The 19976-nt window shown below is 53.2% G+C and carries 18 protein-coding genes and 1 tRNA gene; 11 read left to right on the forward strand and 8 right to left on the reverse strand.

The window, feature by feature from the left end; all coding sequences use genetic code 11:
- Positions 1–656: 656 nt before the first annotated feature.
- Positions 657–729, reverse strand: a tRNA-Lys gene (locus tag Q8902_03695).
- Between the two features lie 471 nt (positions 730–1200).
- On the opposite strand from Q8902_03695, the gene Q8902_03700 reads away from it, so the two are divergent.
- The 5 genes from Q8902_03700 to Q8902_03720 all read left to right on the forward strand — a co-directional run bounded on the left by Q8902_03700 (position 1201) and on the right by Q8902_03720 (position 7380).
- Positions 1201–1965, forward strand: coding sequence for a tetratricopeptide repeat protein (locus tag Q8902_03700; protein MDP4198657.1), 765 nt, complete (start codon positions 1201–1203; stop codon positions 1963–1965).
- Positions 1966–1985: 20 nt separating this feature from the next.
- Complete coding sequence (locus tag Q8902_03705) at positions 1986–2864, forward strand: hypothetical protein (GenBank protein ID MDP4198658.1); 879 nt, start codon at positions 1986–1988, stop codon at positions 2862–2864.
- Between the two features lie 11 nt (positions 2865–2875).
- The gene (locus tag Q8902_03710; GenBank protein ID MDP4198659.1) at positions 2876–3550 is read left to right on the forward strand and encodes a tetratricopeptide repeat protein; all 675 of its coding nucleotides are present in this window, start codon (positions 2876–2878) and stop codon (positions 3548–3550) included.
- An 87-nt stretch (positions 3551–3637) separates the two neighbouring features.
- Positions 3638–5500 carry a T9SS type A sorting domain-containing protein gene (locus Q8902_03715; protein MDP4198660.1) on the forward strand — a complete coding sequence of 621 codons (1863 nt, stop codon included), beginning with the start codon at positions 3638–3640 and terminating at the stop codon, positions 5498–5500.
- Positions 5497–7380, forward strand: a complete 1884-nt coding sequence (locus tag Q8902_03720; GenBank protein MDP4198661.1) for a T9SS type A sorting domain-containing protein — start codon at positions 5497–5499, stop codon at positions 7378–7380. Before Q8902_03715 ends, Q8902_03720 begins: the two co-directional genes overlap by 4 nt.
- 132 nt (positions 7381–7512) lie before the next feature.
- On the opposite strand, the gene Q8902_03725 is transcribed toward Q8902_03720, so the two are convergent.
- Entirely contained in the window at positions 7513–8283 is a 771-nt protein-coding gene (locus tag Q8902_03725) for a hypothetical protein (protein MDP4198662.1), read from the reverse strand.
- A gap of 347 nt (positions 8284–8630) precedes the next feature.
- Between Q8902_03725 and lpdA the strand changes: the two genes are divergently transcribed.
- Complete coding sequence (gene lpdA, locus Q8902_03730; protein MDP4198663.1) at positions 8631–10031, forward strand: dihydrolipoyl dehydrogenase; 1401 nt, start codon at positions 8631–8633, stop codon at positions 10029–10031.
- Between the two features lie 13 nt (positions 10032–10044).
- On the opposite strand, the gene Q8902_03735 is transcribed toward lpdA, so the two are convergent.
- The 6 genes from Q8902_03735 to Q8902_03760 form a co-directional block, all read right to left on the reverse strand.
- Positions 10045–11226 (reverse strand): peptidylprolyl isomerase, encoded by a 1182-nt coding sequence (locus Q8902_03735; GenBank protein ID MDP4198664.1) that lies wholly within the window; start codon positions 11224–11226, stop codon positions 10045–10047.
- Positions 11227–11272: 46 nt separating this feature from the next.
- On the reverse strand, positions 11273–12178 hold the full coding sequence (locus Q8902_03740; GenBank protein MDP4198665.1) for a fatty acid desaturase: 906 nt from the start codon (positions 12176–12178) through the stop codon (positions 11273–11275).
- Between the two features lie 230 nt (positions 12179–12408).
- Positions 12409–12909 carry a hypothetical protein gene (locus Q8902_03745; GenBank protein ID MDP4198666.1) on the reverse strand — a complete coding sequence of 167 codons (501 nt, stop codon included), beginning with the start codon at positions 12907–12909 and terminating at the stop codon, positions 12409–12411.
- 35 nt (positions 12910–12944) lie between these two features.
- Positions 12945–13481: a hypothetical protein gene (locus Q8902_03750; protein ID MDP4198667.1), complete on the reverse strand. Its 537-nt coding sequence runs from the start codon at positions 13479–13481 to the stop codon at positions 12945–12947.
- Positions 13482–14202: 721 nt separating this feature from the next.
- On the reverse strand, positions 14203–14739 hold the full coding sequence (locus Q8902_03755) for a hypothetical protein (protein MDP4198668.1): 537 nt from the start codon (positions 14737–14739) through the stop codon (positions 14203–14205).
- Positions 14727–14936, reverse strand: a complete 210-nt coding sequence (locus tag Q8902_03760) for a helix-turn-helix transcriptional regulator (protein ID MDP4198669.1) — start codon at positions 14934–14936, stop codon at positions 14727–14729. The genes Q8902_03755 and Q8902_03760 overlap by 13 nt, the downstream gene beginning before the upstream one ends.
- A gap of 83 nt (positions 14937–15019) precedes the next feature.
- On the opposite strand from Q8902_03760, the gene Q8902_03765 reads away from it, so the two are divergent.
- The 5 genes from Q8902_03765 (at position 15020) to Q8902_03785 (ending at position 19975) form a co-directional block, all read left to right on the forward strand.
- Positions 15020–15958, forward strand: coding sequence for an IS1595 family transposase (locus Q8902_03765; protein MDP4198670.1), 939 nt, complete (start codon positions 15020–15022; stop codon positions 15956–15958).
- A gap of 245 nt (positions 15959–16203) precedes the next feature.
- The gene (locus tag Q8902_03770; protein ID MDP4198671.1) at positions 16204–17091 is read left to right on the forward strand and encodes a hypothetical protein; all 888 of its coding nucleotides are present in this window, start codon (positions 16204–16206) and stop codon (positions 17089–17091) included.
- Positions 17092–17301: 210 nt separating this feature from the next.
- Complete coding sequence (gene kbl / locus Q8902_03775) at positions 17302–18510, forward strand: glycine C-acetyltransferase (protein ID MDP4198672.1); 1209 nt, start codon at positions 17302–17304, stop codon at positions 18508–18510.
- Positions 18511–18575: 65 nt separating this feature from the next.
- A complete protein-coding gene (locus Q8902_03780) occupies positions 18576–18914 on the forward strand; it encodes a hypothetical protein (protein MDP4198673.1) in 339 nt (112 codons plus the stop codon).
- Between the two features lie 107 nt (positions 18915–19021).
- Positions 19022–19975: a hypothetical protein gene (locus Q8902_03785; protein MDP4198674.1), complete on the forward strand. Its 954-nt coding sequence runs from the start codon at positions 19022–19024 to the stop codon at positions 19973–19975.
- Position 19976: the final 1 nt, after the last annotated feature.

The raw sequence follows: 19976 nt of genomic DNA on the forward strand, positions 1-19976 counted from the left end.
AACGCTTCTGACGAAAATCCTACGGTTCCACTTGGCTACCGTTAAAATTCTTTACGGCCTCGAATAAACCACTTTGGCCGAAAGATCAAGAATGGGCCTTATGGGCGAATATTCAACGATTTTGAAATCGCTGACGACTCTATCCTTAGTAATGGGAAAAAGCCGTGCCGGAACGTTAGTGGCTAGGAAAACCTTGGTTGCAGGTCGCAAAAAAAGGGTAGCTTACGCTACCCTTTTTGTCGCCTTTTTCTTGTCGTCTTATGGAGGACCTGTCATCGGAATGCAATTCTACAGTTTCTGAGAACTGGCAGATCGATCACTGGTGATTCTTATTCGAACTATTGTGCCACGTTGTCTCCGCGTGTATTTTTGAAGCAATAGCGCGTATTAGCCCTAAATGATGCGTAAGATATTTGATCGGAGGGGAAGAATATCTTACGGAGAGTCAAGATATTCCTTTTCCCTGGCTGCCACGAAGGAATCGCATCGGGATCCGCGACCAAGCAGTTCTGGCTTCTTATGTAATCATTGGAGGAAATCTGACATTCGAGCGGACTTTTGACAGTCGCCTTCAGGCAAAAGGAATCGAGACGGGGATCAGGCAACGGACCTTACCATGAAAAGGCTGACGATCATGTTCAAGGGGACAGACCTTGTGCTTCCTGCCGGGCTCGAACCGGCGACCCACTGATTAAGAGTCAGTTGCTCTACCAACTGAGCTAAGGAAGCGGCCCTTAAATGCCGCTTGAAATCAGTAGGTTCCGCATTTGAAAAATTGGTGAGTCAATGACTGCTATGGGTCGCTCATTGAGATCTAAGCATCTCACCGAATTCGGCGAATGCTCTGATAAGCTAAGATTATTCTCTTCGCCAGCTCGATCAGAAAGCGCAGGACAATGCACCACTCTTTGCATTGCCATGCGCACCGTCCAGATTCACCGACTGAATCTGCGCAAAAATTCGGGCTTCACAAGGAGGACGACCTGCCGGGATTTCTGGCGATGTTTGAATCGGAGCGTGAACTCCCCTGTCGATTCATTAAAAATGTTTTTGAGGCATACTGGCACATTTTCTTGCTTTTTGCCGCAAATAGTAGTATCTTTGTGATGCATTGATAGGCAGTAGGCCGCGTGCCCCGCGGTGCCGCCTGTTGGCGGCTATTTCGACGAACGATCATTCGTCGTGCAATTAACGCGCGATATGACTCACTTACCGCGGACGCTCGTCCACACGGGGACCGCTTTTCTACTTGCCGCCAGCATGGTGGCACTCTTTGGATGCCGCACGGCCCAGCAGTCGCGCCGGGACGCCGCCGCGCGAACGCCAACCGGTGGCCTGTCTCGCGAGGTCGATTCGCTGCGTCTCGTTCAGGAGAAGCTGGTCGAGCTTATCGATTCGCTCACGAGTTTAGCCAGTGCCGATCGCGAGCGAATCCGTGCGTTGGAAGCAGATGTGTCGATGTTGCGATCCCGTATCGATGGCACCGAACTTCCTGCGCCGCCTCCCGCACAGACTGCGGAACCGCGAGAAACACCCGCACCTCGTGGTTTTGCCGCGCCCGTGCCACCCGCGGATCAGGGATCCACAATGCTGCGCGATCGATATGAATCGGCGCTGAGACTCTTCAATGATAAGCAGTATTCTGCCGCGCTCGATGCCATGCAATCCCTGGAGGCGGACGATCCCACCGGGTCATACTATCCGAACTATAAATATTGGGAAAGTGAAAGTTTGTATGCGATGAAGCGCTACAGCCGGGCATTGCACGGTTTCCGGTCTGTGCTCGATGGGTATCCACAATCGCCCAAAGCTTCCGCGGCAGCGTTTAAGATCGCGGAGTGCTACGAACAGCTCGGAGATAAATCGAACGCGAGGGCAGCATATGCGCGATTGCTGGCTGATTATCCGAATTCAGAATATCACTCTCGTGCGTCAATTCGGCTCCGCGCGTTGACCGGTGAATGAAGTTGAATCAATTGAATCTCATGATGATACGACAAGCCCGTTCTGTATTTCCCGTGATCGCGATCACACTCGCGATGGGTGCGCTCGCAACGGCTGCACTCGCAGCATTCGCTCCGACCGTGTGCCGCGCGCAGGATGCTGGGGCAGCGATCGAAGCGCCCACGCTTTTTAGTCTGAAAGCGAGCGCAGGCTACGGCTTGGGCCGCTCGCGGCAACTCTATAGCTCCACAAAGAGTGATGACCTTTGGTGGAGCACCGGTCAAGGTCCGAAGCTCGATCTCGCACTTGATCTTCCGCTCATTCCGGTCGATGTTGTCGATTCCGCAGGGAGCACCAGCGGTACCGTGCCGGTTGTCGGACTCGAACTCGAGGCCTCGACAGGTTATCATCTTTCGAGCGGCGGTTCGACCGGCGATCCGCTTGGCGGAGGCGTCACACTTTCGACAACGCGGACCGCGACCTTCGTACCGGTGCTGCTTGGCCTGAACGTTCGAACAAATTTCGGTGGTGGTTTGCCATCGGTTTACATCGGTGCCGGCGGAGGAATCTATCTCGTCGGAATTTACGAAGAAGATGTCAGTTCTTCGGATGGCGCCGCGAGCTTCACTCGGAGGATGCACCCGCCGCTTCCGTTTGCGCTGTATGGCTCGCTGGGGTTCGAGGAGCCACTTATGTATGATGCCGACGCTGGCAACAGCATGCTCGATTTATTCGCCGAATTCCGACTCACGGAAATGAGCGTGTACGTTTATGATTACGACATTTATCCGAACGGATCGGGCGCTGGCCCTGTGCTGACCAAACCGGGAAATGACCCGTATCTTGTATCACAGACGGGTCCGCAACGTTCGGCCTCGAACGTCTCGCTTTCGATCGGCATCAAATACAATCTTTATTGAGGAGATAGACCATGCGCAACGCGTACAAGATTTTCCTCTTTGGCATTCTCGCCGCGAGCACCCTCTCGCTTAGTGCGTGCCGTCCATCACGAAGTTCGAGAGGCACCGCACAACGCAGTCGGCCGGCCGCTCCCGCTGCCAGCGAGCAATCCGCGCCGAGCGCGAAGCAAGTGTTGAATCATGCCGATAGTGCTTTGGCGCGAGTGAGCCAACTTGCCAATGACGACCGCGAGGCGCCGCGCGAAATGCCGCCGCCAGCGGAAGGATTCGCTGCGCCGCGACCACCGATGTCGGTTGCGCCACGGCTTCCGCAGCCGGACGCGACGGAATACGGACTTTACGAGGCAGCACTCGGAGCATACAACGGTGCTCGATACGATGAAGCGCTGGCGCTGTTCTCGCGCATCGTTACGACGGGCCGTCCGCCGGAGCTGGTGCCGAATGCATATTACTGGATGGGTGAATCGCTCTATGCCATGGGCCGCTATGCCGAGTCGATGCCATATTTCCGGTATGTGGTGCGCGTTGGACCCCAATACAAGCGGGAGATGTCGCTCTACAAACTTTCACGTGCCAATCTGCATCTTGGGAATCGCCAGGGAGCGAACACCTGGTACGAGCGGCTTCGGGCGGAATATCCACGGAGCTCACACATATCTACTCTGCGCAGGTTGGGAGCCAGGTAGGGTCCATTCAATGACAAATGACGAATGACGAATGACAAATTGGATTCTAATTGTCATTCGTCATTTGATGTCTGCTCTTTTCTAACCATGGGCCTCAAGCGTTTGAACGTGCTCGCGGCTCTGATGACGCTCCTTTTTGTAGGAGGGGAAGCCCGTGCCCAAAACACGCCGTTCAGCAGTCCTGCGCTCGATAGCAATTGCTATTTCCCGCAAATCGGCGTGCCAGGCGAGATCGATACGATTCAGACCATCGATAGCGGAAAGGGTCCCGGCGCCTTCATCCACAATCTTGGACCAAAGCCCGATGGAAGCTTTGGCAACATGCTCATCGGGAGGCAAGGACCGACCAACGCTCTTAATCAATCGACGAATTTTTTTGTCACCGCTGCTACGGGGCCATTTGATTTACACAATTTCAAAGCGAGGGCGCAGAAGTTTCTGCCCGATATTGAGGATCTCCGATTCGGACATTTTCACAATCGATCAAACGTCGATATTTTGGACGCAGCCAATCTAAAGATCTATTGGGCCGATGATGCCGGGGATTACGATTCTCTGAGATTTACGGAACTTCTGGCAAACATTAGGCATGGTGATTACCACTCCGGTGGAGGACTCGGTTATGGCATTGTCGATCCTTATTTCGCGTATCTTACAAACGACACAGTCGAGGACATTGTCATCAGTTGTTATTCTGATTACATCAACGAGAAGGACACGGCTTACTTGACCTTGTACCGAGGAGGAACACAGTTAGCATCGAAGGACACGGCATATGAGGACACATCTGCCTTCCTATATCCGATGAAGCCCAATAACCACGCGTTCCGAATATGCACTCAAGCGGATTTTCGGGGTATCGGCCGAGACGATCTCATCGTCTCCGACGACTCCACAAATCTATGCTACTATCGAAACGATCGTCCCTTCTCTCTCGACAGTCTGGCTCATGCAATGGGTAAGGACACAATTTTCACGTCCTGGCAAAATCCGAGTTTGTCGTCTCATCTGCACACAGCGGAAAAATGGTTTACGATGCGAGCATTGCCCAAGGCGAGCACAGACAATTCCGTTGACTTTCTTCCGGTCTTTGTGACACGAAAAGACAGCGCCGGAGCCATATTCATGTTCCGGGGCGGACCCGATTTCGGCTCACATCGCATTACGATCGATAGCGCAGCATTCATCATTCGGCATCCAGCTATGCTGGACTTTTGGCGGTTTTACCAATTCGATTTTTGGCCCGAGGGTCTAATCGATGCCGGCGATATGACGGGCACAGGCAATCATGTAATACTCACGACGGCAAATACCGCCGGTGCGGCCGAAATCAACATGTTCTATGTCACTGGAACTGCCCTCGACGAAAAGATCGATATTTATCACTCTGGCATTATCGGTGAAGCCGGTGCGGACACGCTGACAGCGGACGAGGACTCGCTTGAGGATGTGATGGTGGGTGATCCGTACTCTATTCCTGAGAGTGAAAAAGGATCACTTTGGGTCTATAAAGGCACAACGCAAATACCTGTCCATCTAAATCCAAAGTGGGCCGATGTGAAGAATATCCCGGTATCACTCGATGGGACGGGCCTTTCGCTCTCGCCGAATCCCATCACCAGAGGCTGGTCTGTTGCAGCGATCGTGTGGCCTGAAGCCGAGGAGGCTCAATACAAAGTCTATGATATGCTCGGACGGTTGGTGGAGGACTGGCCGATTCGTTTGCTCGGCGGGGCGGAACAGCAGCGCATCTATTTCCGGGGACTTGTGCCCGGCACGTACCTCTTCACGATCATCGGTTCGCGCCACACGGCAAGCACGCGTTTCGTAAACCTATCCGAGACCAGCGGATCATCAGGTGCAGCGCCTCAGAACTTCATGCAATCGCTTCGAGATGCGAGAGATGGGCGCATGGCTCCGGCAACTCTATCTGGATCCGTACAGCGATGAAACACATTCTACTCTTGCTTATAGCAGTGTGGGTCGTTGCTTCTGGCCCGCCAGTGCTGCTTGCCCAAAACACTCCGTTCAGCAGCCCGGCGCTCGATTCTAATTGTTACTTCCCACAGATAGGAATTCCCGGGCAGATCGATACGCTCTACGGCACGGTAAAGAATCAGTACCTCGGATCGGGGATCAAGAACCTTGGTCCGAAGCCGGACGGCTCGTACGGCAATCTCTTTATCGAAAATCTCGATGCCAACGATCACTATACGACGAGCAGCACAATTTTTCAAATCCAGAGCGGGTCGAGCTTCAATCTGCACCAATTGAAGACAACGCGCCAGCGACTGTCCGATAACACTCAACTTGGCTCGGGATACATCCTCGCCCATTTTCGTGACCGCAGTCATCTTGATATGTTCGTCAACTACAATTGGCGCATCTATTGGGCCGACGATCAGGGCAACTACGACTCGACTCGATTCTCACAAGTCTCGACAAACATCAGGGGCGATGGGATGTGGGACCCGCATGTGTTTGATTGGAATCCGCAGGCATACATTGCCCACCTGACCAGCGATAGTGTCGATGATATTGTACTCGGGCTATCCTCTCAGTGGACAGATTACATGAAAGACACTGTGTTTCTTGCACTGTATAGCGGTGGTTCCGACCGAGCGCTTCACGACACACTGTTTGAGGACACCTCCATAGCAATCTGCTCTGTCTTCGCCCTCAAGCCCTACAATCGCCGGATTACGAAAGGCGATTTTCGAGGGGTGGGCCGCGAGGATCTTCTCTTTAGTGACGATTCGATGAATTGGCATTACTTCAAAAACGATCCCCCATTCACGCTCGAGAAATTTGCACATGCGATGCTCTACGACACCCTGCTTGCAAAATGGCAGAATCCGCATCTCCAATATCCCACAGAACCTGAAGCCCTCGGCAGCTACCTTACGATGCGAGCACTTCCGAAGCCAGCATGGGATAAATCCGTGGACCTCCTTCCCGTCTTCCATACAACAGACGACCTGAATTTGGGCATTTTCTTTTTCCGCGGTGGTCCCGATTTCGGCTCGCACCGGCTGACGCTCGACAGCGCTGCTTATGTCATTCGGCATCCAAAGAACCTCGATCCCTTCACGTTCGGCAGTGACTATTATTGGCCAGAGACTCTAACCGATGCCGGGGATATGACAGGGACTGGCAATCGCGTTCTGGATGTCACCGCCCGCAATGCCTCAGGTGACTACGGATGGGAAAACTTCTATGTGTTAGGCAGGGGACTTGACGAACGGATCGATTTATTCGACCAGGTCCAGTATGGATTCGGATACGGGGATTCGCTTACTGTGAACGGAGACAGCCTAGAGGATTATGTGACGGACTTGTCATGGCCGAACGCCCCGAACGATCCCATGGCACCTGGAGGTCTCAAACTTTACTACGGCACAAAAGATATTCCGGTTCACCTGAATTCGAAGTTCGCCGACGTTCAGAGGGCTGAAAATCGCGCTTCCGAGTCACTTGTTCTTGCACCAAATCCCGTTACCAGAGGCTGGTCAGTTGCGATGATCGTGTGGCCCGAGGCCGAGGAGGCGGAATACAAAGTTTATGATATGCTCGGGCGGTTGGTGGATGCGAGTCCAATCCGATTGCTCGGCGGGGCGGAAGAACAGCGCATCTATCTCCGGGGACTTGTGCCCGGCACTTACCTCTTCACGATCATCGGCTCGCGCCATACAGCAAGCAGGCGTTTCGTGAATCTATCCGAGACAAGCGGATCATCCGGCGCGCCCACTCAGAACTTCATGCAATCGCTTCGAGATGCGAGAGATGGGCGCATGGCTCCGGCCAGTGTTTCGCCATCGGTCGTCCGATGAATTGGTTGGCAGGCGTGTGTTTCTACGTTACAACAGTATAGTCCGCCACGAAGTGTGAGTTTGTCCTGCATTGCTTCGTCGCACCTTCGTCGCCACTCGCAACGACGACATTGTGGAACAATTGCCAATCTCCTACATGCCCCACTGCAAGATGCCCTGCAAGCCATCGACCGTTCGGACAGCGCGTTCGGTGGGCATGATAAACTCGGTATGCTGCCAGCCGCCAATCATGCGGAGCATTGGCGTGAGGCGCAAGCCGAGTCCGGCGGTCCCGGAGATGTAGGATCGGAAGTGCATGGTCGTCTCAACCTCGGAATAAACGAAGAGATCGGAGCCATCATCATCTACTGCAAACGGATCGTTCTCCGACAGCGATTGCATCCGAAACCGGATGAACGGGGCATCGACGAACGGTTCGGTCGGCGCATTTCCAGTTTGATAGTGTGCCAGGCCTGCCGTCAGCAGAAACTTGCCATCTTTATTGATGTCCGTCGTGAAGCCGGCAGAGTACAGCAGAAGATGATGCGCGACATGCATGGCCTGAATCATTACGCCGAGATCGGAGCCATCGAATACGGTCAGTGGCGTATAGTCCAAACTCAATCTTCCGTATTTCCCCATCTGATACGGATCCGTCGGAATATTATTGACCGGCGGTGCAAACGAAATTTCGAATCGGAATCCCGGAGTCGGTTGAATCAGCGGTGGAATGAAAATCGGAGGATATGTCTGACTGTATTCAGCCTGCGGCATCGTGAGCGGGCCAACATCCACATTATCAGCGGCGACGGTCACCGGGACGTTCGCATGGTTGAGTGTCCGCTCCTGCGCGAGTGCCTGACCCACGCATACGATCGGCGCGATCATGAGAATCAGGGACCAGTGAGCTAGAAAGTTGCGCATTGTCTTCTTCGATCGCATTGCCCTCAAACTGAGGTGCAATGAACGAAACCTGCACTATGGATTAGACGAAACAACCGGCGATATGGTTTATAACTAATCATGCTTTTCGGCGTATTAGGCGGTAAATCTTACGACGATCTGGTAATATTATCCGGGGCTGTCGTATTTTTGTACACGTCACGAAACAATCGTGTCAAATTGGGACAGCCAATCAAGAGCGAAATACTAATTGGAGTGTCCTACAGCAGAATCCAATCATTTTTCGCTGAAGGGCAACAAACACCCCATTTCCAATCGTTTCAGGGTTTTGTAGTCAACATTTGACCTTCAGCATTAAGCACTTATCCATGGCTTTTGACTTTGACGTAATTGTGCTCGGCGGCGGTCCGGGCGGTTATCCGGCGGCAATTCGATCGGCGCAGCTTGGCCTCAAAACGGCGTGCATCGAGCGCGACCGTCTGGGTGGCATCTGCCTGAACTGGGGTTGCATCCCGACCAAAGCATTGCTCAAAAACGCCGAGATCTATCACACGATGCAGGTGGCGCCGGATGAGTGGGGCATCAGCTACGACAATCTCCGCGTCGATTTCACGCGGGTGATCAAGCGATCGCGCGACGTTTCCGATCGTGTTGTCAAGGGCATCGAATTTCTCTTTCGCAAGAATAAAGTCGAGCACATCAAAGGCTTCGGCGTCCTGACGGGAAAGAACTCTATCGAAGTGACCGGCGCGGATGGTACGAAAAAGATCGTGACCGCAAAGAACATTGTGATTGCGACCGGTGCTCGCGCCCGGATGCTGCCAAATGTGAAGCCCGATGGAAAGCAAGTGCTCTCCTCCACGGAGGCAATGATCATGGACCACATTCCGGAATCCATGACGGTCATTGGCGCCGGTGCGATCGGAATGGAATTCGCTTACTTCTACAAGACGTTCGGGACAAAAGTCTCGGTCGTCGAGATGATGCCAAACCTGTTGCCGATCGAGGATACGGAAGTCTCAACCGAGATCGAACGACTATACAAGAAGCAGGGCTACCAGCTCTTTACGAAGCACAAAGTCAATTCGGTCAAGGTGGATAAGAAGACGACGAAAGTCGAGATCGAATCTGCCGATGGCAAGAAGCAAGTGCTCGAGGCGGAGTGCGTACTTGTTGCTATCGGTGTGCAAGGCAACACCGAGAACATCGGACTCGAGAAGCTCGGTGTGAAGATGACGAAGGGATTCATCGATGTTGATGAGTTCATGCGAACGGGCGTCGATAGCATTTATGCGGTCGGTGATGTCGCTGGCCCGCCGTGGCTCGCGCACGTCGCGACGCACGAAGGCGTGATCGCCGCCGAGCATCTGGCGGGACATCATCCGCAGTCGCTCGATTACGTCAACATTCCGGGTTGCACCTATTGTCAACCACAAGTTGCGAGTGTCGGTATGACCGAGCGCGCGGCGAAAGAAGCCGGGATCGAATATAAGATCGGCAAATTCCCATTCACCGCGCTCGGCAAAGCCCGCGCTATGGGAGAGACCGATGGATTTGTCAAGCTTATCATCGGCACGAAGTACGATGAGATCTTAGGCGCGCACATCATTGGCTACGAAGCAGCCGAGATGCTGGAAGAGATCGTGATTGCCCGGGCCCACGGCGCCACCGGTATGTCACTTACCAAGACGATCCATCCGCATCCGACGTGGTCCGAAGCCGTGATGGAAGCGGCCAGCGTGGCCGAAGGCGAGCCGATCCATCTGTAGACCGTGGAGGATTCTACTCCACTACTAGTTTCTTCGAGATTACATTGCCCATGCATTCGAACCGGCAGAGGTAAACGCCGGGGATGAGCGTGGTTGTGGGTATTGTAACTTCTTGGTCACCGCTTGCCATCATTCTTGCGTCAAGCAGAGTCATGACCGTGCGGCCAAGCATATCTTGAATCGAGAAACGAACGACCGCCTCTTGCTTGAGATTGAAGCGAAGCAATGTGCCGCCCTGCGTTGGATTAGGAAGCGGCTCGCTTAGATCGAGTTCGGTCGCGGCTGGCTCCGCCACGCCGAGTGACTGCTCGTTGAATGTCCACGTTGGAGAATACGCGCTCGCATGGCCACCGTTATTTGCAAGCACGTGCCAGTAGTACGTCGTCCCGGTTTTCAACTTGCTAAACAATTCAATCGTATCGATCTGGTTGAATGTGCTGTCAATCACGATATGATTGAACCCGGTGTCCGTTGCCATTTGAAGTTCGTACATCATCGCATCATGGACCAGATGCCAGCGCATGGTGACCTTGGAGGCTATCCCATTCGCGAACCCATTGGTTGGCGATGCCAGTGCGGGGGCAGGCTCAAGGCTATCGTTCGAGCCAATGCGCGTGATGAACATCGAGATCTTATCGTAAGGCCGATCGCTTCCGTCACGTGGGGCCATCACAATGGAGTCGGCAACACTCATGCCTTGAATGACATGTCCATAGACAGAATAATGTCGATCGAGATATGCTGCGCTCGCGACGCAAATGAAGAACTGCGAGGTCGCGCTGTTGGGGTCGCTCGCCCGAGCCGCGGAGAGGATGCCGCGGCGATGCGAGATGGCGCTAAACTCTGAATCCACGGTCTGCTGTGACGGGTCGCCGTACCCCCACGTCGATGGATCGCCGCTCCGCGAATTCGGATCACCACCCTGGATCATAAATCCTGGGATGACGCGATGAAACGCGGTGGAATCGTAAAAGTGAATCCCGACGAGGCTATCCCAATTGCGGACGCTGTTCGGCGCGATAGCAGGAAATAACTCGACAATGATCCGGCCCATCACCGTATCGGCACGGCGGACTTCAATCTGATATTGCGGTTTACCAGTAAACAGCTGTTGCGCGCCCGAGCTTTCGACAAAAGTCAGAATCGCAACGGCCACAGATAGAAGGCGTATAAGGGACTGGATGGACAATCGCATGTTACAAAACCTGCGACAGCCAATCCCGGTTCACGGATTCCGCGCCTTAGCCTTCCGGCTGCGGCACGGCGGATGCCGCTTGCGCCATGTCTTTTGCTGCCTGGGTAGCAGTATGTACGCGTTCGATCGCCGTTTCGCGAGCATGTCCGGCTGCTTCACGGGCATGGAGCGCAGCTTGCCGGGCGCGTTCTTTGAAGTCGGCCAGACCAGTCTGCACGACGTTCACGCGCGCGAGTCCGAACACGCGCAAGGTCTGAATATAATTCCAGCCCATATCGAACTCGAACCAACGCTTCGAGAACTTTGCGCTCGATGGGAATTTGTGGTGGTTGTTGTGAAGCTCTTCGCCCGAGAGCAAGAGCCCCAGCGGGATGATATTGCGGCTGGCGTCTTTGACTTTGTAATTGCGATAGCCGATCGTGTGGCCGAGTCCATTGACAACACCCGCCGCCCAGAACGGTACCCAGAGCACTTGTCCGAGCCAGAGGAGCGGTCCGGCAATGAAGCCGAACAGCAGGACGTTGATAATCAGTAGCAGCACCGGCCCGGTGTATTTGTGAGGCTCGAAAACGTGACGCTCCATCCAGTCCTCCGGGCAGCCTTCGGTGTATTGCGCCATCGAGGCTGGATCGCTATAGGCGGCGCGATAATACTTCACGCCAAAGAACATGATCTGAGACCAGCCATTCAGAACGGGTGAATGCGGATCGCCCTCGGTATCGGTAAAGACATGGTGCTTGCGATGCACGGCAACCCAGTGCTTGGTGCTCATGCCGGTAAAGAACCAGAGCCACAGGCGCATCGCCATGCTGATGACCGGATTAAATGTCACGCCTGAGTGGGTGATGGAACGGTGCAAATACAGCGAAGTACACATGATCGTGATGTGTCCACAAAGCACAACGAACAGTGCGGCGCCCCACCACGTGTGGCTAATGAAGGATAGGTCCATGAAGTGAAAATTCGTAACGATTGGCGACAAATTGCCTTGGCTTCCACGGGCGACAAATATTTGCTCGTGTGAAGAAACGTACAAACGAAATGGATGGGGAATAGTTTGGGGAAGGAATGTTCATGAGGATTCAAGGCCTTTTGGGCAGTACACTTGGGTCGGGGCGTCTCGCCCAATCGGATCCCCAAAAGAATCAGCCGGTTGGTCCAGAGGCGCTGACCTTCGCAGTATTAGTGCTTCCGCCGCGCGATTGCCGCTGTGAGCTTCGAGAGCATCCGCTCGTGGCGTTGTTCGCGGGCGTTGATATAGTCAATGCCGGACGGCATGGCGAGCGCGTCGGGATCGAGCATGGTGCGCCGACGATAGGTGACCCAGAACTTGCGGTATTCGAAGTTCAGCGAGTCGTATGTGGCCATGTCTTTGTAGAGGATGTCCACAAATTGACTCGGCGTGACTTGCCGGTCGTCGCGTGCCCAGATGACGAATGAGTCCGGCATTGGATCGGGATAATCGGCGAGGTCACGCGCTTGCGCCTCTTCGCTTTCGAGTATTGTGTCTAAGCTATCGAGGGGCTCTTGATATGGTCGGAGTGCGGCCTCGCGTTCGGAGTCCGATGGCTGTTTCGGGTATGCGCGTGCATAGCGGGTCAGTGGGTCCTGCGCCGCGAGTTGAGAGGCGGTCAGGAGCGTGAAGCCCGGCAGAAGAAGAAGGGTGAGTACGGTAGTCTTCATTTTGATTGGCTGCTTGTTGTCGTTGTGAGAACGTGTTACGAATCGTAGCGGGGATGATCGTATGGTGTTGGTTCTAATCCGCCGTGCCCCGTTCGATAATTATCATACATCCTTTGTCGGAAGTACGGCGCATTGTAGACTCTCGCGATCGAGTCCACCCATTGCATGACTTCCTTGTAGGGGTCATATCCTGTATCGTTGCGCGCGATGGAGACCGTGCCAGTGTTAACGGGTCGAAGAATTTTCCGATCTGGCATTTCCTGCATGATCAGCCTGGCGGCGGCCATCAGCCGAGTTTTTTCCTCCACCACTTCTCGATTCGCAAGCGTGTTGACCACCCATGAACCATCCACATCCTCGATCGCGTATCCGAGCGGATGTAACGCGCCATCGGCTCCCCATATCAGTGTGATGGAATCTCCCGTCAGTGTATTATGTGGCGAACCGGCATGGATCCACGCGGGTGACCCAGGAAATACCGTATCACCGGCGCGGGGAATACTTGCGGTATGCACTCGCTGCGCTTGCGCGGCGAGCGGCGCGAGAAGAAGAAGAATGAGTATGGTCTTCATGGCAATGATTCGTATTTTAGAGTGCGCGATACAGCCTCTCCGTACTGTCACGGAAAGTGATAAATAGGAATCCTAAGATGTTCGCGGCGCGAGTGGCCTGGCAGCGGGCTTACGCTCAGTCAGCCTTGGACTGAGCGGTCAGTTTATCGTCTTCGTAGAGCGGTTCAGCCTTGAGAGTAAGGAGAAGAACTGTGCGGAGGCGAGCGCCCGTGCGATCGGGGTTCTCGGTGTTTGTGCGTTCGGTTGTTTAGTCATAACGCCTCCTGTATTAGAATGTAGTCACACAAATGGAGTTGCCGGATAAGTGTGCCAGTTGGGTGAGTGTGTCGATGTACGTTCGAGGACAGCACCGATCGGTGCTGTCCCAATCAGGGAGAGTTGCATTCTTGCCATCCGCAATAATCTCACTTTTGCTTGTATCGCCTCGGCCAGTGTGCTATATTCATGTAAGCTGTGATAGGCACCTACGAGAGATTATGAGGTACGAATTATGACACAAATAGCTTTCTGTCTAAAAGACAAATTCCCGTAAAGGCACTTATATCGCTGACTCACCAGCCCTAAATCATTGCCCCAAAATAACTTACAGGAAACCTTAACCCATCATAGAAAAGTTTGTGAGGCCCAAAAATGGAAAACGATGAAATCATAGTGACGGAGGAGATGGAGGAGGCGGGAGCGCAGATAATTGACGATCTTCGGGACGCAGTTAGCACGCGGTTCATTGCGAGGGAGGTGTATAAAGCCATGAGGAAGAATGACGTGGTAAGATCAGAAGTCTGTTTGCCTTCCCGTCGCTCTCCAGCGACAACTTCACAAACTGAATCTGAGTGACTATCTTCCATAGGTCACTCGCCGCGTTCAGTAGGTCTTTTGTTTGATGCCGCAAATACTCACTTTCATCCTCTCTTGCCACTTTGGAGGTTAGTTCATCGCTCGACACGAGCGCACCACCCTCAACGAACGTCTGGCGGTGAAGGATCATGTTGCGCATTCTGGCAATCTTTTCAAATTGCTCTATTGTATCGCCAAGCACCGTCATAAGAACATCGTGAGTTATCGTTATCTTGGCAATCGACTTCACCCGCTTAATAATATCCGCAGTCCTTTCCCCCTCAAATGCCAGTCTTGCAATGTCATCCGGCATTCCAGTTATTAGGCGAAGAAACCGATGGAAGCTTCCATCCGCGAGGCTGAATGCGGCCATGAATTCGCCAAAGGCGGCGAACACCGTGTCCCTCTCCGCTACTTCGGGCATACCACTATCGGAGCCTTTAGCGCACTCTCAATCAGTTCAATCGTTTCGAGCGTGAGGTTCACCGTCCCGTGCATGATTTGACTCACATAGGACTTCGTCATGCCCGTTTGATCGGCCAAGTCCTGTTGCCGGAGTCCCTTTTCGTGGAGTACATCCGAAATGCGCTCTGCTACCTGTTTTTGGAGTGGTTTCTTCATGGCAACGATAACGAAAATAATTTGAGAAAGTTTCGGTTTGGGGAAACATCCCGTCCCGCAAGGCGTTATACTATAACGAAACAATGACAACGAACATGAAGAACCCGACAAGCCTGTTAGAGGCCATCCGTTACTACTCAAACGAGACGGTATGCGTTGAATTTCTCTCCTCCCTGAAATGGGACGGTGGCGAGAAGTGCTGCCCGAAGTGCGGTTCTGTTGCCGTGTACGGACTCCGCACCCGCCCGGTGTTCAAGTGCCGCGATTGCAAAAAGCAGTTCAGCATTAAGGTTGGTACAATCATGCAGGACTCTCCGCTTCCGATCACGAAATGGGTTCCGGCGATTTGGATGGTTGTGAATTGCAAGAACGGCATTAGCTCTTGCGAGATGGCACGCGCACTCGGAATCACTCAGAAGAGTGCATGGCACATGAACCACAGGATTCGTCAGGCGATTGCAAATGACTCCGTAGCGAAGCTCTCCGGCGTCGTGGAGGCAGATGAGACGTTCATCGGCGGTAAGGACATCAACCGGCACGCGAACAAAAAGCGTCGTATGAATCCCTACATGCCGTCTGATAAGACAATCGTAATGGGTATGGTTGAGCGTCAGGGTAAGGTAGTTTCGAAGGTCGTTAATAACACAACGGCGCATAGCCTGAAATCTGAGATTCGCAAGCACGTTGAGAGGGATTCAGTTCTCTACACTGACAACTTCCCTTCATATGACGGCATGGGCCATGAGTATTATCGCGACGTTGTGAACCATGCGAACGGCGAATATGTCAAGGGTGACGTTCACACGAACACCGTTGAGAACTACTGGTCACTCGTAAAGCGCATGTTAAAAGGCACCTACATTCACGTTGAGCCGTTCCACTTAGATCGGTACCTGGATGAACAGGGATTCCGATTCAACACACGAAAGGGCAATGACTCCGAGAGATTCACACAGGCTGCGTCTCAGATTTTTGGGACTACTCTGACCTATGCTGAATTGATCGGAGCGAATCAACAATGAAGAAGCCGGAAGATCAAAACGATTCCGAGAACTCAGGGACAGACGTGAATTCGAAATCCGAAGAGTTCGAGAAATTCGAGAACGCCGTGCGGCATATTTTGAAACTCACCCCAGAGGAAGCGGAGAAAATTCGAAAATTGCCAGTACCGAAAGACCCGGACGAGCGGGGGCGCAGTTGAATCTATTCAGGATAAGTGCTACTTCCTGAGTTTAAACCAAAGTTGGCATTCAGCGGTTAGCTCTGAATGCCAACTCCGAACAATCCGATTTTTGCTATTGAGATTGATTTCGAGAAGGGTAGCGAAAACCCGTCCCGCGTTTTTCGTGCACTCACTGGACTTATTGAGGCCTTTGAACAAATAGATCGGGCGCTCCTGTCCTCTATTGACCCGAACATTCAGCCCGTTGCAATAATTGAAGATGTTGAGACTGGCTCTGTGCGAGCGTGGCTTGCTTATGCACTGCGAAGCGTCGATGACTCTGCCTTAAAAGATGGTGATTGGAAAAAGGTCGTTGGTTCGTATCTTGTCAAGGGAAAGTATGTTATTCTCAATTACATTGAGAACAAGACCTCAATAACGTCCCGCGCTGAATTAGAGGTACTGGAAAATGACCTATTGAGGCTGGCCGAAGAGACGGATATTCTCAATATGCCAAGCTATTCCCGTATTAACCCACGTCGCCTATTACCCGGAATTCAAAGCGTAACCACTGCAATGTCTAATCTCAGTCCACAGGACACGGTGACCTATAAATCCGACCGCCCGGATTTAGTCGTCAATGCCGAATTCACAATGATCCCTGAGAACCTCGAAGAGCTACTAACGAGACAATCCCTCGGGGAAACGCACGAAGCAATTTTGAAGGTAAAAAAGCCGGATTATCTTGGTTCTTCTCAATGGGAATTCCGACACGGCACACATACAATCGCCGCAAAAATCGCAGACGAAATATGGCTAACGGCCTTCCAAAATCGGGCACACGATGTCAGGCCGGGAGACTCATTGCGTGTCTCTCTTCGGACGGTTGTTAATTATGGATACGATTTTGAGGTCGTGGCAGAATCTTACACCATCTTGCAGGTCTTCGAGGTGCTGCCGATGCAAGAATTCCGGGAAGGGTCTCTTTTCTAACCGGCTGGTGAGTCAGGTATATAAGTGCCCCCGTAAATTCAATGTTCTCAATAAAGTTCATGAAGTACAAACGTACGCGCCACGATTCTTAGGATCAAAATCATGGTTTTTCCTTGTCCGTCTGACACAGTGATTCTGACTCTTCATGGGGTCACACTATTTCCGACGGCTTCATGTTAAGGGGCCGCTTCCCAAAAAACAAATTGTGATATGTACGGAAAAGTCAAAGAAGAATTAGCAGCAGAACTCAGTGCCATTCGCGAAGCCGGTCTCTACAAGACAGAGCGCGAAATCGAAACGCCGCAAGGTGTCGAGATTCGTGTCAAAGGACGCCCTGGAACGGTCCTCAACTTTTGCGCGAACAACTATCTCGGTCTGTCATCGCATCCGAAAGTGATCGAAGCGGCACACCGCACACTTGATTCGCATGGCTACGGGATGTCGAGCGTCCGCTTTATCTGCGGCACGCAAGATTTGCACAAGGAGCTGGAGCGCGAAGTATCGCGCTTCCTCAAGACCGACGACACCATCCTCTATGTCGCATGCTTCGATGCAAACGGTGGCGTTTTCGAGCCGCTCTTTGGCGAGAACGACGCGATCATTTCCGATGAGTTGAATCACGCGTCAATCATCGATGGCGTTCGCCTGGCGAAGGCGAAGCGTTTCCGCTATAAGCACGCCGACATGGCCGATCTCGAGCAGCAGCTTAAGGATGCCGCCACCTGTCGCCGCCGTGTCATTGTGACCGATGGTGTCTTTTCCATGGACGGCGATATCGCGAAGCTCAAGGAGATATGCGACCTCGCGGATAAGTATGATGCGCTCGTGATGGTAGACGATTCGCACGCCACCGGATTCGTCGGCAAGACGGGTCGCGGATCGATCGAACACTGCGGTGTGATGGGACGCGTCGATATTATCACATCGACACTCGGCAAGGCGCTCGGCGGAGCGGCTGGCGGATTTGTCTCGGGACGTCAGGAGATCATCGATATGCTGCGCCAACGTTCGCGGCCGTATCTGTTTTCGAACACATTGCCACCACCAATCGCCGGTGCCGCGCTGCAAGTGCTGCGAATGCTCGAAGAGACGACCGAGTTGCGCGACAAGCTTGAGGCCAACACGACTTACTTCCGCGAGCAGATGACCCAAGCGGGCTTCGACATCAAACCGGGCATTCATCCCATCGTGCCGATCATGCTGTACGATGCGCCACTTGCGCAGAAATTTGCATCGCGATTGCAGGACGAAGGCATTTTCGTGACCGGGTTCTTCTATCCCGTCGTGGCGAAGGGACAGGCGCGCATCCGGGTACAAATCTCAGCGGCCCACGAGCGGCGGCATCTCGATCAGGCAATCGAGGCATTTACGAAAGTGGGGGCAGAACTTGGTGTGCTAAAGGAGGAGGTAGCGGCATAGGCGGCATTACTTTTGTCTGGTCGATAGAACAAATGGGAGAAAGGGGACGAATTTCGAGTAGCTCCGTGGCCTGGCTGGGCATCCTTGCCATCTGGGTGCAGGTGAATGCCGTCCCGCTCGATTATGTGCTGTTTCGTTTGAATCGGGACCAGATTGTGCGAACGCAGTGCGAGCGGAAGATGCCGCACTGCAATGGTCATTGCTATCTCACGAAGCAGCTTGCAAAGAACACTTCCAATGCTCCCTCGAACTATGCAGCGCCTCATCTCGACCAAGTATTCCTGCCCAGCGCGGCAGATAATTTGACGCTTTCTCATAAGCAGGAAAGAACTTTACCGGTTTCTGGAGGCGCGATTGCCTCCGGCTGGCTGCAAGGTCTTCTGCAGCCGCCTCGGATTGGATGATTAGAACCCTGCCCAGATTAGTCGGATTCGTCCGACGGCATCTGCTGATAGCTGTTAACAGCAGGGAACTCCGATGAGGAGTTGTTTCCCACATTCAATCCATTCTTATGAAGACAATTTCTATCGCAATCTCTTTACTTTTTGCATGCATTGCGCTGCACGCGCAGCAGCTTCCCGGTCTGGTTTCCGAGTGCGACTTCTGTATGTGCTCGCAAGGCATCTCGCCTCTGGAGATGGGCGGCACGGGGATGCGGTATGATATTCGGTACACCGAACTGAGCCACGAGTTTCGCAATGGGGAACGAGTGGCCAACACCTCGAATGCGGTTGCGACGTACCTTACGAATCAGTTTGCTCTAAACTATGCAATCGCCTCGCGAGCCATAGTCTCGGCAATCTTGCCGGTGGCTCGTAAGAGCGAGCATGCCGCCGATCCGGATGGGACGGTGCACGCAATCACCAACGATGGCTTGGGTGATATCTCGCTACTGGCTCGGTACAATGTTTTATCCGACCGCACTTGCGGTTCGGCGTGCATTGCGTCCATTACAGGCGGAGTGAAGCTTGCCAATGGTTCGACCGGTTTGCGCGACGGCGAGATGCCCGCCGATCCCGATGTGCAACTTGGTACCGGCACGACCGATTTGCTGATTGGGGCTGGCTATTTGCGTGGTTTTGAAGATTGGAGTATTGGAGCAAATGTCCTGGCTGGTATCCGAGGATTTGGGCCGGGAGCAAGCGGACACCTGTATGGAAATAATCTGAACTACGATGTGACAGCGCGGTATCGAATCTCCAATGCATGGAGCCACTCATCCGACATCCCCGTCTTCGCCGCGCTTGGTGTGCGAGGCGAGTGGCGTGGATACGAAGTGCAGGATGGCCAACGGATTGACAACTCCGGTGGTGATGTCACCTACGTGGCACCGGGCCTACAGGTTTTTTTCGCTGACCGGATCGCGCTCGATGCCACAGTATGGCTTCCCTTCGTCCATGCGCTCAATGGCGATCAGATTGGCGAGACCATCAAAATCCTTGCTGGCATCCAGGCTGGTTTCTAAT

Source organism: Bacteroidota bacterium, assembly GCA_030706745.1.
GTDB lineage: Bacteria > Bacteroidota > Ignavibacteria > Palsa-1295 > Palsa-1295 > PALSA-1295.